This is a genomic window from Streptomyces sp. NPDC006208, from assembly GCF_040613775.1.
Lineage (GTDB): Bacteria > Actinomycetota > Actinomycetes > Streptomycetales > Streptomycetaceae > Streptomyces.
The window spans coordinates 1-12,808 of record NZ_JBEXSW010000053.1 but is presented as its reverse complement, the minus strand read 5'-3'; the positions used below and the strand labels follow the sequence as shown (position 1 = coordinate 12,808).

The following is a 12,808-nucleotide window of genomic DNA, read 5'->3' as shown; positions in this document are numbered from 1 at the left end:
GGATATGCCGGAACCGGGGCGAAGGTCGGTGATCACCCCGTAGGATGCGCGTCACCGCGGACCGAAGGGGCCGTCAGGTGCGCAACCATCGTGTGTATGACCCTCACGCCCGTACCCGAGCGCATGACCGACGCACATGACCGGATCAAGATCTGGTACCGCTTCGAGTCACGCGACGGGTGGCTGCCCTATGACACCGAGGGCCTGTGGGCCACACGCCTGAGCGAGGACACCGCCCGCGTCGCGAACGTGCCCTTCCTGCAGGACGGGGTGGCCGAGGGGGAGATCGTCCGGTTCGTCACCGGCGCCGACGGCCTCTACTGGGCCGTGGAGCGGGTGGAGGCATCGGGGAACTGCACCATCCGGGTTCTTCCCGTACCCAGCGGCCCCCTGGGGAGGAGCGCCGAGGCGGTCCACGAGAAGCTGGCGCCTTTCGGTCTGGGCGGGGAGAGCTTCAGCAAGGACTTCCCGCTGGTCGCCCTGACCGTGCCGGCCGACGCGGACCTCGGCGGGATCAAGGCGCTGCTGATCCGCGGGGAGGAGGAGGGCTGGTGGCACTTCGAGACTGCCTGTGTCACCGACGCCTGGCGCGCTGCGTAGCTGAACGGGCCCGACGCCATGAGGCGGTGGCGGCGTCAGTCGTCGAGGAGCCGGTCGTCCCGGTGCGCCCCGTAGAAGTCCGCCTGGCGGGCCATGATCGTACGCATCGGCGTGCCGCGCGGGACTCCGTAGACCGTGCCCGGGAAGTCCAGGCCGCGCTGCTTCTCCCACAGCTCGTCGTGCCTGTCCGGAGAGAACAGCTCCGCCGGGTCGCCCGCCGCGATCCAGCCGATGGGGAGCACCGTCCCCGGCTCCAGGCGCGAATTGACGTGCAGCACGCTGTTGATCCGCAGCTCGCAGCCCGCTCCCGCAACGGCGCCGGGGAACGCTGACGCACCCGTCGCCACGAAGACCTCGTCCCCGATCCTCGCCCCGTTGATGTGCGCATGCGGGCCGATCAGTACGGCGTCCCCGAGCACCGCCGGATGGTTCGCCCGGCCGCGGATCAGCGCGTTCTCCATCACCACGACATCCACGCCGGTGCGCACTTCGCCGTCCTCGGCCGTGAGAACCGCGCCGTGCAGGACGCGCGCCCGCTCGCCCAGCACCACCGCGCCGCACAGGACGGCCGAGGGGGCGACATACGCGGACTCGGGGACCACGGGCCTGGTGCCGCGATGTGCGATCAGCATGGACGGAGCCTAGGCCGTGTGCGCGTCGCCGGGGGTCACCAGGCCGGACTCGTAGGCCACGATCACCAGTTGGGCCCTGTCGCGGGCGCCCAGCTTGCCCATGATGCGGCTGACGTGGGTCTTGGCCGTCAGCGGGCTCAGGCCCAGCGTCTCGGCGATCTCCGTGTTGTTCAGGCCGCGGGCCACCAGCGTCAGCACCTGGCGTTCACGGTCGCTCAGGCCGCCCGGGCCCGCCGTCACCGGCGGCGGGGCGGACGGGGCGCTCAGGACGCGGGCGATCAGGTGGGACGTGGGGCCCGGCGAGAGCAGGGACTCCCCCGCCGCGACCGTCCTGATGGCGGCGAGCAGGTCCGCCGGCCTGGTGTCCTTGACCAGGAAACCGGAGGCGCCCGCGCGCAGCGCTTCGAGGACGTGCTCGTCCGTGTCGTAGGTCGTCAGGACGAGCACCTTGACGCCGGCCAGATCATCGTCGGCCGCGATCAGGCGGGTGGCCTCGATACCGTCGAGTTCGGGCATGCGGATGTCCATGACGACCAGGTCCGCCCGTTCGGAGCGGGCGAGTTCGACGGCTTCGGCTCCCGTGCCCGCCTGGCCGACGACCTCCATGTCGCGGGCCGATTCGACGAGCATCGCGAACGCGGCGCGGACGAGCGTCTGGTCGTCCGCGAGCAGGACGCGGATCGGGTTCATGCCAGGACCTCCGACGGCTGGAGCGGTTGCAGCGGCAGGGCGGCCGCGACTTCGAAACCGGCACCGTCGGGGCGCGGGCCCGCGGACAGGGTGCCGCCGACGCTGCGGGCGCGCTCCCGCATGCCGATGATGCCGAATCCGGATCCGGGGGTGCTCCCGTCCGCCGTTCCGTCGTCGGTGACCGTGACATGCAGGGACGTGGCGCGGCGTTCGACGGCCACTTCGATGCGTACGCCCCGGCCGGCGTGCCGTACGGCATTGGTCAGCGACTCCTGCACGATCCGGTACGCCGCGGCCTCGACGGCGGGCGTGAGCTGCTCTTCGCCGGTGCGGAGGCGGAGTTCCGCACCGGCCGCCCGTACAAGATCGGGCAGCGCGGCCAGGTCCGGCAACGGGCCGTCGCAGTCGGGGCCGTCCGCCCTGAGCACCTCCAGGGTGGTGCGCAGCTCGCCGCGGGCGGTGCGGCAGGTGTCCGCGATGTCGTCGAGCGCCGTGGCGATCGCGGCCCGATCGAGCCGGTCCGGGTCGACGGTCAGGACATGGGAGGCGACCGAGGTCTGCACACCGATGAGGGTGATGGAGTGTGCGAGCAGATCGTGCAGATCGCGGGCGATGCGCAGCCGCTCCTCGGCGACGCGGCGGGCCGCTTCTTCCTCGCGGGTGCGTTCGGCCCGCTCGGCGCGGCTGACCACGGAGGCGATGTAGAGGCGGTAGACGCGGACGTCGACGCCGAAGACGAGTGCGGCGAAGATCCAGCCGGAGGTGCGCAGGGCCTCCAGGCCCTCGTGGGTGCCGACGTTGAACATCACGGTGAGGCTGAGGCCGATGACACCGCAGCCGACGAGGAGCGTGTGCAGCGGACGGGCGGTGGCGGCCACGGTGTAGAGGGCGAGCAGCGAGCCGGGCACCGGCGCGGCATGGGTGTTGTCGAGGGCGTGGTACGGCCCGACGCACAGCAGTACGGCCACGAGCACCCAGGCCGGCCGGGACCGGCGCCAGGCCAGCGGCACGGTGGCGCCGGCGAGCAGGGCCCAGCCGAGGGCGTCCGGTCGCCGGCCGTCGTCGACGAACAGGGCCAGCAGGAGCGCGAGTACGCCGACGGCGGCGGCGAGGATCGCGTCGTTGCGGCGGCGGTCGGGCACGGCGAGCGGATCGCGGCTGACCGCGGTGAGTATGCGCTCGCCGAGGCGCGGGCGTGCGGAGGCCGTGACGGGGGCAGGCGGGGGGCTGGTCTGTGGCTGCTGCACGGTTCCATCCTGGGTCAGGTGCGGTCTGTTCCCCACCCCGCCCCCTTCCCGTTCCCCGGGGCTCCGCCCCCGGCCCCGCGCCTCGATCTCCCCCGGACTCCGTCCGGGTACCCCCACCGGGCCCCATGTGCCTGATCCTGCCGTCGCACCGCCGCCCCGCCCCACCCCGCCTCACACGCCCGCGAGGCTTGACCGCTGGGCCGGGTCCGTGGGCGTCGTGTCCGGCGCGCGCCTGCTCAGGCCACCCGGCCACCACACGCGCCGCCCCAGCAGCAGGCTCGCCGACGTCACCAGATACGTACGGACCAGGAAGGTGTCGAGCAGCACGCCGACCGCCACCACGAAGCCCATCTCGACGAGCGCCACCAGCGGCAGGTTCATCAGCACCGCGAACGTCGCGGCCAGCACGATGCCGGCCGATGCGATCACCCCGCCCGTGGTGCGCAGCGCGGTGAGCGCCGCGGCGGCCGGTTCGGCGCCCGCGAGGGCCTCTTCGCGCATGCGGTGCATCAGGAAGATGCCGTAGTCGACGCCGAGGGCGACCAGGAACACGAAGGAGAGCAGCGGCAGTCCGGGATCGATGCCCCCGAAGTCGAACACGGGCCCGAAGAAGAGGCCGCCGAGTCCCATGGCCGCGCCCCACACCGCGACGACTGCGACGATGAGGATCAGCGGGGCGACGAGACTGCGCAGCAGGGCGATCAGGATGAGCACCACCGCGCCGAGCACGAGCGGGATGACGACCTTGCTGTCGCGGGTGTTGGTGTCCTCCAGGTCGATCTGCTGGGCGCTCGGCCCGCCGACGTAGCTGTCCTCGAGACCGGCGCGCAGCGCCTTGATGGTGGCCGTCTCGCCGGGAGTCTCGGGTGCGTCCTTCGCGAACACGGCGATGGCGGTCCAGCCGTCGCCGCTGCGTCCGCGTTCGGCGGCCACGACGCCTTCGGTGGCGCGGGCCTCGGTGAGCGCCTCGTCCGCTCCCGCGGTCGGCGCGATCACGCTGATGGGCTGGCTGCTGCGCTCGGGATAGGCATCGGCGAGCGTCCGCATCGCGGAGACGGACTCGGGCCGCTCGGTGAAGCTGTCCTCCTGGGCGACACTGCCGGGAAGGTTGAACACCCCGAGGGCGAGCGTGCCCAGCAGGAGTGTCCCGAGGACCAGGACGGCCGCCGGCCGGCGGCTCGCGGAACTGCCCATCGCCGCGAACAGCGAGCGCCGCTGCGCGGCTTGGCTGCCGTGGACGGGTACGAGCGGCCAGAACACCCGGCGGCCCAGCAGGACGAGCACGGCGGGCAGCAGGGTGAGCATCGCGGCCAGTGCGCACACCACGCCGACCGCGCCGACGGGGCCGAGGCCGCGGGCGCTGTTGAGGTCGGCGGCGAGCAGGCACAGCAGCCCGGCGGCGACGGTGCCGGAGGAGGCGAGGACGGCGGGGCCGCAGCCGCGCAGGGCGGCGACCATGGCGTCGTGCGGCCGCGGGAGGCGCCGCAACTCCTCGCGGTAGCGGGCGACGAGCAGGAGGGCGTAGTCGGTGCCGGCGCCGAAGACGAGGACGGTCATGATGCCCGCGCTCTGGCTGGTGACGGTGAGGTCGAAGCCTTGGACGAGGCCGTGGATGACGGCACGGGAGGCGAGGGCCGCGACGCCGACGACGACGAGCGGCACGAGCCACAGGAACGGGCTGCGGTAGGTGAGGATCAGCAGGACGGCGACGACGATGACGGTCGCGATCATCAGGGTGCCGTCGATGGTCTCGAAGACCGCCTCCATGTCGCTCTGCATGGCGCCCGGCCCGCCGACTTCGACGGTGAGTCCGGCGTCCGGCCCCTCGGTGCCGAGCCGTTCGCGGATGTCCTCGACGAGAGCGGCCCGCGCGTCGTTGTCCACACCGGGTTCGGTGGACGACAGCGGATACATCAGCGTGGCGCCGTCCTTGGCGGGGATCGCGGCCGGCGGCCGCTCGCCGGTGAGGCGGTGGGCGGCGGCGATGTCCGCGATCTGCCGGCCGGCCGTGGCGCGGTCGGTCGCGGTCAGCCCGCCGTCGCGGTGGTAGACGACGACCAGGTCGGTCGACTCGCCGCCGGGCAGAGCCTGCTGGATCCTGGCGACCTGGGTGGAGTCGGCGCCCGCCGGCAGATAGTCGACGATGTTGTCGCGCTGCACGTCGCCGAGTTTGCCCGCGTAGGGGCCGGCGAGTGCGACGACCGCGAGCCAGAGCAGCACGATCGCCCAGGGCACGGCGCGGCGCCGCGCGGTCGGCTGCGCCGACGGTGGCGCCTTCTCGGTAGGTACGGCCCCCATGGGTGTCTCCCCTTCGTCCCGGGTCCGGTGACTGCGTGCGTCACCAGGCTCCCGCCGGTCGGAAGCGGTTTCGTCGCGCTCGGGGGTGAGATGGGGCGTACTGCCCGGGGTGTCACCTGCGGGCTGTTACTCCCCGGGGAGTACCGGACCGCGCGCAGGAGCGGGTGCAGGACGCACCACAGCCGGGTGTACGCGGCGTCCCCCGCCTAGAACGGGGTGCGGGCCGTCGCCAGGAGGCGGGCCGTATCGTCCTCGCACAGCTGCAGCGCCGCGCCCACGGTGGTGAGGACCTCGCGTTCGGCGGGGCTGTAGGGGCCGTCGGCGAGGGCGATACGCGCGCCCTGCAGCAGGATCGACTCGCGTCCCGCAGGGGCCAGATGGGGGGCGAGCGGCTCCAGCGCCTCGTGCAGTTCGATGGCGAGCGCCGCTCCGTAGGGTGCGGCGTCGGTGATGAAGCGGCCGGTGTCGGCGGCGAGCGCCTCGATCAGCGAGGTGAGCTGGTCCTCCGTGCAGTCGTCGAGGCCGGCGGCGCGGACGGTGGCGACGGCGGTCTCACGGACCGTACGCGAGGAGGTGCCGCCGGAGGCGAGGACCGCGAGGGCGACGGTGTGCACGGCGTCGCGCAGCATCGCGGAGAAGCGGCCGGTGGTGGGGTGGTCGAGGACATCGGTGCCGAAGCGGGTGTGGCATGCGGCGCATTCGACGACCGGCCCGGCAAGTCCCCGCGGCAGCAGCGGCACCCCCACGACGGTGAAGCGGCGGCGGCCCGTGCGGCGGCGGTAGTTGCGGTCGCCTCCGCAGCCTGGGCAGAAGAACTCGCCGTCGCCGATGGTGCTCCACGACGTATGAATGCCGCATACCCGCAGTTTTCGGCCGAATACTCTCCGGGCTTGCAGCACGTCGCACCTCCGTAACGCTGCGGCAACATTGCCGCGTTGACGTGATGTTAGCCACAGCGACGAGGCCGCGTCAGCACCCCGACAGGAGTACACGAGGACATGGCCGATTCCATGCCCCGCCGCGCGCCGCGGACTCGGACGTGGGAGCCGGGTGGCCTGCGCCGCGGTATGCAACGCCGTCGGCCGCGGGCTCGGGGGCGAGCCTGCGGCCGACGACCGGGAAGAGCGGTGGGCAACTGCCTCAGCGGGCGGCGCGGTTGACGGCCGAGACGACCGCCTTCAGCGAGGCGCGCGTGGTGTTGGCGTCGATGCCGATGCCCCACAGCACCTTGCCGTCGATCGCGCACTCGATGTACGAGGCGGCCTGCGCGGACGCGCCCTCGCTCATGGTGTGCTCCTGGTAGTCCAGCAGCCTGACGTCCACGCCCACCGCGTTCAGGGCGTCGAAGAAGGCGGAGATCGGACCGTTGCCGGTACCGGTCAGCACGGTGTCGGTGCCGTCCACGACCGCTTCGACGGTCAGGGTGTCGATGCCGTCCTTGTCCGTGGTGCTCTGGCCGGACCGCAGCTTGACGCGGCCCCACGGGTTGTCCGGGTTGGGCAGGTACTCGTCCTGGAAGACGGACCAGATGTCCTGCGGCGTGACCTCGCCGCCCTCGGCGTCGGTCTTGGCCTGGATGATCCTGGAGAACTCGATCTGCATCCGGCGCGGCAGGTCCAGCTTGTGGTCGTTCTTCAGGACATAGGCGATACCGCCCTTGCCGGACTGCGAGTTGACGCGGATGACCGCCTCGTAGGAGCGGCCGACGTCCTTGGGGTCGATGGGCAGGTACGGCACTGCCCACTCGATGTCGTCGACACTCTTGCCCTGGGCGGCCGCGTCGGCCTCCATGGCGTCGAAGCCCTTCTTGATGGCGTCCTGGTGGGAGCCGGAGAAGGCCGTGTAGACCAGATCGCCCGCGTAAGGGTGGCGCGGGTGGATCTCCATCTGGTTGCAGTACTCGCTGGTGCGACGGATCTCGTCGATCTGCGAGAAGTCGATCTGCGGGTCGACGCCCTGCGAGAACAGGTTCATCCCCAGCGTGACCAGGTCGACGTTGCCGGTGCGCTCGCCCTGGCCGAACAGGCAGCCCTCGATGCGGTCCGCGCCCGCCATGATCGCCAGCTCGGCGGCGGCGACGGCGGTGCCCCGGTCGTTGTGCGGGTGGACGGACAGGCACACGAACTCGCGGCGGGACAGGTTGCGGGCCATCCACTCGAACCGGTCGGCGTGCGTGGACGGCGTCGAGCGCTCCACGGTCGCGGGCAGGTTGAGGATGATCTCGCGGCCCTCCTCCGGCTGCCAGACGTCGCAGACCGCCTCACAGACCTCCAGGGCGAAGTCCAGCTCGGTGTCGGTGAAGATCTCCGGGCTGTACTGGTAGCCGAAGGTGGTCTCGGGGCCCAGCAGCTTGTCGGCGTACTCCATCACCAGCCGGGTGCCGTCGACGGCGATCTGCTTGATGTCGTCCTTCGAGCCACGGAAGACGACGCGGCGGAAGGTCGGCGCGGTGGCGTTGTACAGGTGCACGGTGGCGCGCTTGGCGCCGATCACCGACTCGACGGTGCGCTCGATCAGGTCCTCGCGGGCCTGGGTCAGCACGGAGATGGTGACGTCGTCGGGGATCGCGCCCTCTTCGATGATGGAGCGTACGAAAGCGAAGTCGGTCTCTCCGGAGGACGGGAAGCCGACCTCGATCTCCTTGTAGCCCATGCGCACCAGCAGGTCGAACATCTCGCGCTTGCGGGCGGGGGACATCGGGTCGATCAGCGCCTGGTTGCCGTCACGCAGATCGGTGGACAGCCAGCGGGGCGCCTTGGTGATGCGCCTGTCGGGCCAGGTGCGGTCGGGGATGTCGACGGCCTCGTACCGGCCGTACTTGTGGATCGGCATCCCGGACGGCTGCTGCGCGTGCGTCGTGTTCGTGATCGGGGTGGGCCGGCCGATCCACTGGGACTGAGACATTGCGTAGGGCTCCTCGGGTGTCCTTGAAAGGGACGGCCGACTGTGTCGAAGCAGCACCAGACTCCGCGGGGAGGGGGTCGGCCTACGACTACAGGCCCTCGCCGCGGCAGCTAAGAAGAAGCAGCCCGAAACGCATGATGCGCAGAAGCCTAACCGAGCTTCGACGGGAATGTCGGACGCGTTTCACTATGCGGGACGACCGATGAGTAACGGGCAAAGAGTGATCTATCACTCCATTTCATTAATCATGGTCGCACCTGGTGACACCGTCATGACCAAGTGCCACATTGCGGGACATGGACATCACTGCACCCGTCTTCTGCGGCATCGTGCCGCCGCACGTCCTCGACAAGCTCGCCCGCTCGGGCGATCCGGTGATTGCCGGGCCCGCCCGCCGCACCCTGCAGGCGGACGCCGCACAGCGCACCGGCCGCCGGCTGACCACGGTCCTCGGCGGCGCCGCTCCGCCGGCCGGGCCCGCCGGAGGGCTGCGCAGGACCCTGTACGACGCCGGGAACGGCACGGCGCTGCCGGGCACCAAGGTGCGCGGCGAGGGCGACGAGCCGGTCCAGGACGCCACCGTCAACCGCGCGTACGCGGGCCTCGGAGCCACCTGCGAGCTGCTGCGGTCGGCCTACGGCCACCACTCGGTCGACGGCGCCGGCCTCCCGCTGAACGCGACCGTCCACTACGACGAGAAGTACGGCAACGCGTTCTGGAACGGCGAGCAGATGGTGTTCGGCGACGGTGACGGCGAGATCTTCCTCGACTTCACGGTCGCGGTCGACGTCATCGCCCACGAGCTGGCGCACGGAGTGACCCAGTACACCGCCAACCTCAGCTACTTCGGTCAGCCGGGCGCGCTGAACGAGTCGATGTCGGACGTGATCGGCTCGCTGGTCAAGCAGCACACCCTGAACCAGAGCGCCGAAGCGGCCGACTGGCTGATCGGCGCGGGACTGCTCGCGCCGCGGGTCAGCGGGGCCGCCCTGCGATCCCTGAAGGCGCCGGGTACGGCGTACGACGACGATGTGCTCGGCAAGGACCCTCAGCCCGCGACGATGGACGACTACGTCCGCACGGGCCGTGACAACGGCGGTGTCCACATCAACTCGGGCATCCCCAACCACGCCTTCTATCTGCTCGCCACCCAGCTGGGCGGACCGGCCTGGGAGCGCGCCGGGCGGATCTGGTTCGACGTGCTGACCGGCGGCGAGCTGCCCGTGGACGCCGACTTCGCGTCATTCGCCCGGCTGACGGTGGCGGCGGCCGAGGCCCGGTTCGGGGACGGGGCGGAGCACGAGGCGGTGCTGAAGGCCTGGTCGCAGGTGGGTGTGCCGACCGGCTGAGGCACCCGGCAGGCGGGTCCGGGCGGGTGGGTCCGGGCGGGTGGTCGTGGGCCACTCCGCTGTCGCCCGGACCCGATCCGTATTAGAACGGGTCCCATGCGTATCGAGATAAGGCGTACCGGCGGATTCGCCGGGATCGAGCACCACGCCGAGGTCGACACCTCCCAGCGAGCCGATGCCGAGGAGGTACAGGCGCTGGCCGAGCGGGCGGCCGCCGAGGGCCGTCAGACCCCGCCCGTGGGGGTTCCTGACGGCTTCAGCTACCAGATCACGATCGACGGGCGTACGGTCTACTGCTCCGATCCCCGACTGACCGAGGCGCAGCGGGAGTTGATCTCGCTGGTGCTCAAGGAAGGTTCGTGACGGGGTCCTGCCCGAGACCGGCGGCCACCGACTCCGCGGCGCGGCCCGGCTCGTCGCCCGCCGCCACGGCGAAGTCGCGCAGCGCCCCCGCGAGCACCTGACCGGGCGGGTGGCCGCCCATGAGGTAGCCGGCCCTGGCCAGTTGGGCGATGCCGTGCATCTGGGCGAAGAGCTGGCGTACGAGCAGGTCGGGATCGATGTGGTCGCCGAACCTGCCCGCCTCCACGCTGCGGCGGATCGCGTCGCGCGGGAAGCGCAGTACGCTCGCGCCCATCTTCCGGTCGTCGTCGTCGAGCTCGAAGCCCGCGAGTGTGGAGCCGCCGAAGAGGACGGCGTAGACGTGCGGTTCGTCGCGTGCGAAGTCCTGGTAGCAGCGGCAGAGCGCGGCGATGTGGGCGACCGGGTCGTCGCCCCGGCGTACGGCGAGGGCGCGGCCCCGGAACCGTTCGAACCCTTCGCGCATCACCTCACGCACCAGGTTCGGCATCGAGCCGAAGTGGGTGTAGACGGCCATGGTCGAGGCGCCGACCTCCTTGACCAGGCGCCGGGCGCTCAGGGCGGCGGGGCCGTGCTCGGCGAGGACACGGGCGGCCTCGTCGAGGAGCCGTCTGCGCACGGAATCAGCGGTCGACACGGCAGCACTGTAACGCCGTTATGGGGCATACCGGCGCCACGAGCACCTGTGGCCCGTGGCCCGGCCGCCCGGAACCGCCGGGCTCAGAAACCCAGCTTGCGCAGTTGCTTCGGGTCGCGCTGCCAGTCCTTGGCGACCTTCACATGAAGGTCCAGGAAGACGGGCGTGCCCAGCAGCGCCTCGATGTGCTTGCGGGACTTCATGCCGACCTCCTTCAGGCGCTTGCCCTTCGGGCCGATGATGATGCCCTTCTGGCTGGGGCGCTCGATGTAGACATTGGCGTGGATGTCCAGCAGAGGGCGGTCGGCCGGGCGGTCCTCACGCGGCAGCATCTCCTCGACGACCACCGCGATCGAGTGCGGCAGCTCGTCCCGTACGCCCTCCAGCGCGGCCTCACGGATCAGTTCCGCGACCATGACCTGCTCGGGCTCGTCGGTGAGGTCGCCCTCGGGGTAGAGAGCGGGGCCCTCCGGCAGCAGCGGGATCAGCAGGTCGGCGACCAGCTGCACCTGCTTGCCGCCCACCGCCGAGACCGGGACGATCTCCGCCCACTCGAAGCCGAGCTCCTTGCTGAGCTGGTCGATCGCGATCAGCTGCTCGGCGAGGGTCTTGGAGTCGACCAGGTCGGTCTTGGTGACGACCGCGACCTTCGGGGTCTTCTTGATGCCCGCGAGCTCCTTGGCGATGAACCGGTCGCCGGGGCCGAGCTTCTGGTCGGCGGGCAGGCAGAAGCCGATCACGTCGACCTCCGCCCATGTGGTGCGCACCACGTCGTTGAGCCGCTCGCCGAGCAGGGTGCGCGGCTTGTGCAGCCCAGGGGTGTCCACCAGGATCAGCTGGGCCTCCGGGCGGTGCACGATGCCGCGCACGGTGTGCCGGGTGGTCTGCGGCCGGTTGGAGGTGATCGCCACCTTCTGGCCGACCAGAGCGTTCGTGAGGGTGGACTTGCCCGCGTTGGGGCGGCCGACGAAGCAGGCGAAGCCGGCCCGGTGGGGGGCTTCGGAAGACTGGGTAGGAACGCTCATGGCGCCTATTGTCCCTGATGCCGGACGGCCTCCGGTACGCGCTCCCGCCCTCGGCGCGCTCTGGCCCATACCCCCGCCGCCGCCAGGCCCGCGATGAGCACGGCCACGACGAGCCAGGGCAGCGCGAGGAACGACACGCCCGCCGACTCGCGTACGTCGCGTGCGCTCGCGGTGAGCGTGATCTCCCCCCATTCGAGCTGGGGCGCGCCGGCCCACCGCTCCGTGAGCCGGATCTTCTGGCGGGGCAGCAGCTCGGAGGGGATCTTCCCCAGGTCGCGCCGGAGCAGATCTCGGCCGAACAGTCCCTCGGCCTTGAGCACCACCTTGGGGTCGAGCGTGACGTTGCCCCGGTTGTGGAGCGTGTACGAGATGAGCGCGCTGCTCCTTCCGGTGCCGGGCACCAGGGGCCGCTGATGGCTCATCGTGACGTCCTCGACGGACAGCGCGGGCACGGCGGGGCCGTTCACCCGCAGATAGACGCGAGCGCCCACCGCCTGCCGTACGGCGACCGCGACGGATCCGCCCGGCGCCGAGAGGCGTTCGTCGAGGGCGACGAGCGCGCCCGCATGGTCACCGGGCTCGGCCGTGGCGGGGACGGTGAGGGTGTACGGCACGGTGACCGAGCCGCGGGCGGGCACGGTGACCTTGTCGCGTTCGGGTCTGGCCCACGCGCCGACACCGCGCTGCTTCTCCTTCTCGGTCCGCACGGCGAAGCCGCCGTCCCGTTCGGTGTTGTACGCGTCGGCGGCGTAGAGCCGGAAAGTGAGCGGGGCGGTGGTCTTGTTGGTGACGGTGACCTGGTCGGTGAGCGTGGTGCCGGGGTCGGCGGAGAGATAGAAGTACGGGCGGCTGCCCAGCTGGGACGCGGTGGGGAACACGGACCAGCTGCCGTTGTCGGCGGCGTGCGCGGCCGGGGCTGCGTACAGCAGCGCGGCGAGTACCGCCCCGAGGACATGGAGCTTGCGCATGGCCCGCCATGAGCGACACCAAGGCCCGCCAGGAGGGCCTGGACGACAAGGGCAAGAAGACCGGCGAGGGCGTCGACTTCGTCGACTACTTCAACTCC

At 71.4% G+C, this 12,808-nt stretch carries 12 protein-coding genes and 1 pseudogene; 4 read left to right on the top strand and 9 right to left on the bottom strand.

Annotated elements, in window-relative coordinates; all coding sequences use genetic code 11:
- The first annotated feature begins 96 nt into the window (after nucleotides 1-96).
- Entirely contained in the window at nucleotides 97-600 is a 504-nt protein-coding gene (locus tag ABZ208_RS32700) for a DUF4265 domain-containing protein (RefSeq protein ID WP_356913071.1), read from the top strand.
- Between the two features lie 35 nt (nucleotides 601-635).
- Here the strand turns inward: ABZ208_RS32700 and ABZ208_RS32695 are convergent, their stop codons facing one another.
- The 6 genes from ABZ208_RS32695 to leuA form a co-directional block, all read right to left on the bottom strand.
- On the bottom strand, nucleotides 636-1,232 hold the full coding sequence (locus tag ABZ208_RS32695; RefSeq protein ID WP_356913070.1) for a gamma carbonic anhydrase family protein: 597 nt from the start codon (nucleotides 1,230-1,232) through the stop codon (nucleotides 636-638).
- 9 nt (nucleotides 1,233-1,241) lie between these two features.
- Nucleotides 1,242-1,922 carry a response regulator transcription factor gene (locus tag ABZ208_RS32690; protein WP_356913069.1) on the bottom strand — a complete coding sequence of 227 codons (681 nt, stop codon included), beginning with the start codon at nucleotides 1,920-1,922 and terminating at the stop codon, nucleotides 1,242-1,244.
- Complete coding sequence (locus ABZ208_RS32685; RefSeq protein ID WP_356913068.1) at nucleotides 1,919-3,169, bottom strand: histidine kinase; 1,251 nt, start codon at nucleotides 3,167-3,169, stop codon at nucleotides 1,919-1,921. Before ABZ208_RS32685 ends, ABZ208_RS32690 begins: the two co-directional genes overlap by 4 nt.
- Nucleotides 3,170-3,340: 171 nt before the next feature.
- Nucleotides 3,341-5,467: an MMPL family transporter gene (locus ABZ208_RS32680; RefSeq protein WP_356913067.1), complete on the bottom strand. Its 2,127-nt coding sequence runs from the start codon at nucleotides 5,465-5,467 to the stop codon at nucleotides 3,341-3,343.
- Nucleotides 5,468-5,673: 206 nt separating this feature from the next.
- Nucleotides 5,674-6,366, bottom strand: coding sequence for a TerB family tellurite resistance protein (locus ABZ208_RS32675; protein ID WP_356913066.1), 693 nt, complete (start codon nucleotides 6,364-6,366; stop codon nucleotides 5,674-5,676).
- A gap of 241 nt (nucleotides 6,367-6,607) precedes the next feature.
- Nucleotides 6,608-8,371 carry a 2-isopropylmalate synthase gene (gene leuA / locus ABZ208_RS32670; RefSeq protein WP_356913065.1) on the bottom strand — a complete coding sequence of 588 codons (1,764 nt, stop codon included), beginning with the start codon at nucleotides 8,369-8,371 and terminating at the stop codon, nucleotides 6,608-6,610.
- 296 nt (nucleotides 8,372-8,667) lie between these two features.
- Between leuA and ABZ208_RS32665 the strand changes: the two genes are divergently transcribed.
- Both ABZ208_RS32665 and ABZ208_RS32660 read left to right on the top strand, forming a co-directional pair.
- A complete protein-coding gene (locus ABZ208_RS32665) occupies nucleotides 8,668-9,720 on the top strand; it encodes a M4 family metallopeptidase (RefSeq protein WP_356913064.1) in 1,053 nt (350 codons plus the stop codon).
- Nucleotides 9,721-9,816: 96 nt separating this feature from the next.
- A complete protein-coding gene (locus tag ABZ208_RS32660; RefSeq protein ID WP_356913063.1) occupies nucleotides 9,817-10,083 on the top strand; it encodes a protealysin inhibitor emfourin in 267 nt (88 codons plus the stop codon).
- Here ABZ208_RS32660 and ABZ208_RS32655 read toward each other — a convergent pair.
- From ABZ208_RS32655 to ABZ208_RS32645, 3 genes are all read right to left on the bottom strand, one after another.
- On the bottom strand, nucleotides 10,067-10,717 hold the full coding sequence (locus ABZ208_RS32655) for a TetR/AcrR family transcriptional regulator (RefSeq protein ID WP_356913062.1): 651 nt from the start codon (nucleotides 10,715-10,717) through the stop codon (nucleotides 10,067-10,069). The two genes, ABZ208_RS32660 and ABZ208_RS32655, sit on opposite strands and share 17 nt — an antisense overlap.
- Before the next feature lie 83 nt (nucleotides 10,718-10,800).
- A complete protein-coding gene (gene era / locus ABZ208_RS32650) occupies nucleotides 10,801-11,742 on the bottom strand; it encodes a GTPase Era (protein WP_356913061.1) in 942 nt (313 codons plus the stop codon).
- A 5-nt stretch (nucleotides 11,743-11,747) separates the two neighbouring features.
- Nucleotides 11,748-12,710 carry a DUF916 domain-containing protein gene (locus ABZ208_RS32645; RefSeq protein WP_356913060.1) on the bottom strand — a complete coding sequence of 321 codons (963 nt, stop codon included), beginning with the start codon at nucleotides 12,708-12,710 and terminating at the stop codon, nucleotides 11,748-11,750.
- 5 nt (nucleotides 12,711-12,715) lie between these two features.
- Here ABZ208_RS32645 and ABZ208_RS32640 point away from each other — a divergent pair.
- Nucleotides 12,716-12,808: pseudogene (locus tag ABZ208_RS32640) on the top strand (ABC transporter substrate-binding protein); the annotation flags it as partial.

What these genes read in the sequence shown, in the direction of transcription:
- ABZ208_RS32700 (WP_356913071.1), top strand. Translation starts at nt 97, where the DNA reads ATGACCCTCACGCCCGTACCCGAGCGCATGACCGACGCACATGACCGG.
- ABZ208_RS32695 (WP_356913070.1), bottom strand. Translation starts at nt 1,232, where the DNA reads ATGCTGATCGCACATCGCGGCACCAGGCCCGTGGTCCCCGAGTCCGCG.
- ABZ208_RS32690 (WP_356913069.1), bottom strand. Translation starts at nt 1,922, where the DNA reads ATGAACCCGATCCGCGTCCTGCTCGCGGACGACCAGACGCTCGTCCGC.
- ABZ208_RS32680 (WP_356913067.1), bottom strand. Translation starts at nt 5,467, where the DNA reads ATGGGGGCCGTACCTACCGAGAAGGCGCCACCGTCGGCGCAGCCGACC.
- leuA (WP_356913065.1), bottom strand. Translation starts at nt 8,371, where the DNA reads ATGTCTCAGTCCCAGTGGATCGGCCGGCCCACCCCGATCACGAACACG.
- ABZ208_RS32665 (WP_356913064.1), top strand. Translation starts at nt 8,668, where the DNA reads ATGGACATCACTGCACCCGTCTTCTGCGGCATCGTGCCGCCGCACGTC.
- ABZ208_RS32660 (WP_356913063.1), top strand. Translation starts at nt 9,817, where the DNA reads ATGCGTATCGAGATAAGGCGTACCGGCGGATTCGCCGGGATCGAGCAC.
- era (WP_356913061.1), bottom strand. Translation starts at nt 11,742, where the DNA reads ATGAGCGTTCCTACCCAGTCTTCCGAAGCCCCCCACCGGGCCGGCTTC.
- ABZ208_RS32645 (WP_356913060.1), bottom strand. Translation starts at nt 12,710, where the DNA reads ATGCGCAAGCTCCATGTCCTCGGGGCGGTACTCGCCGCGCTGCTGTAC.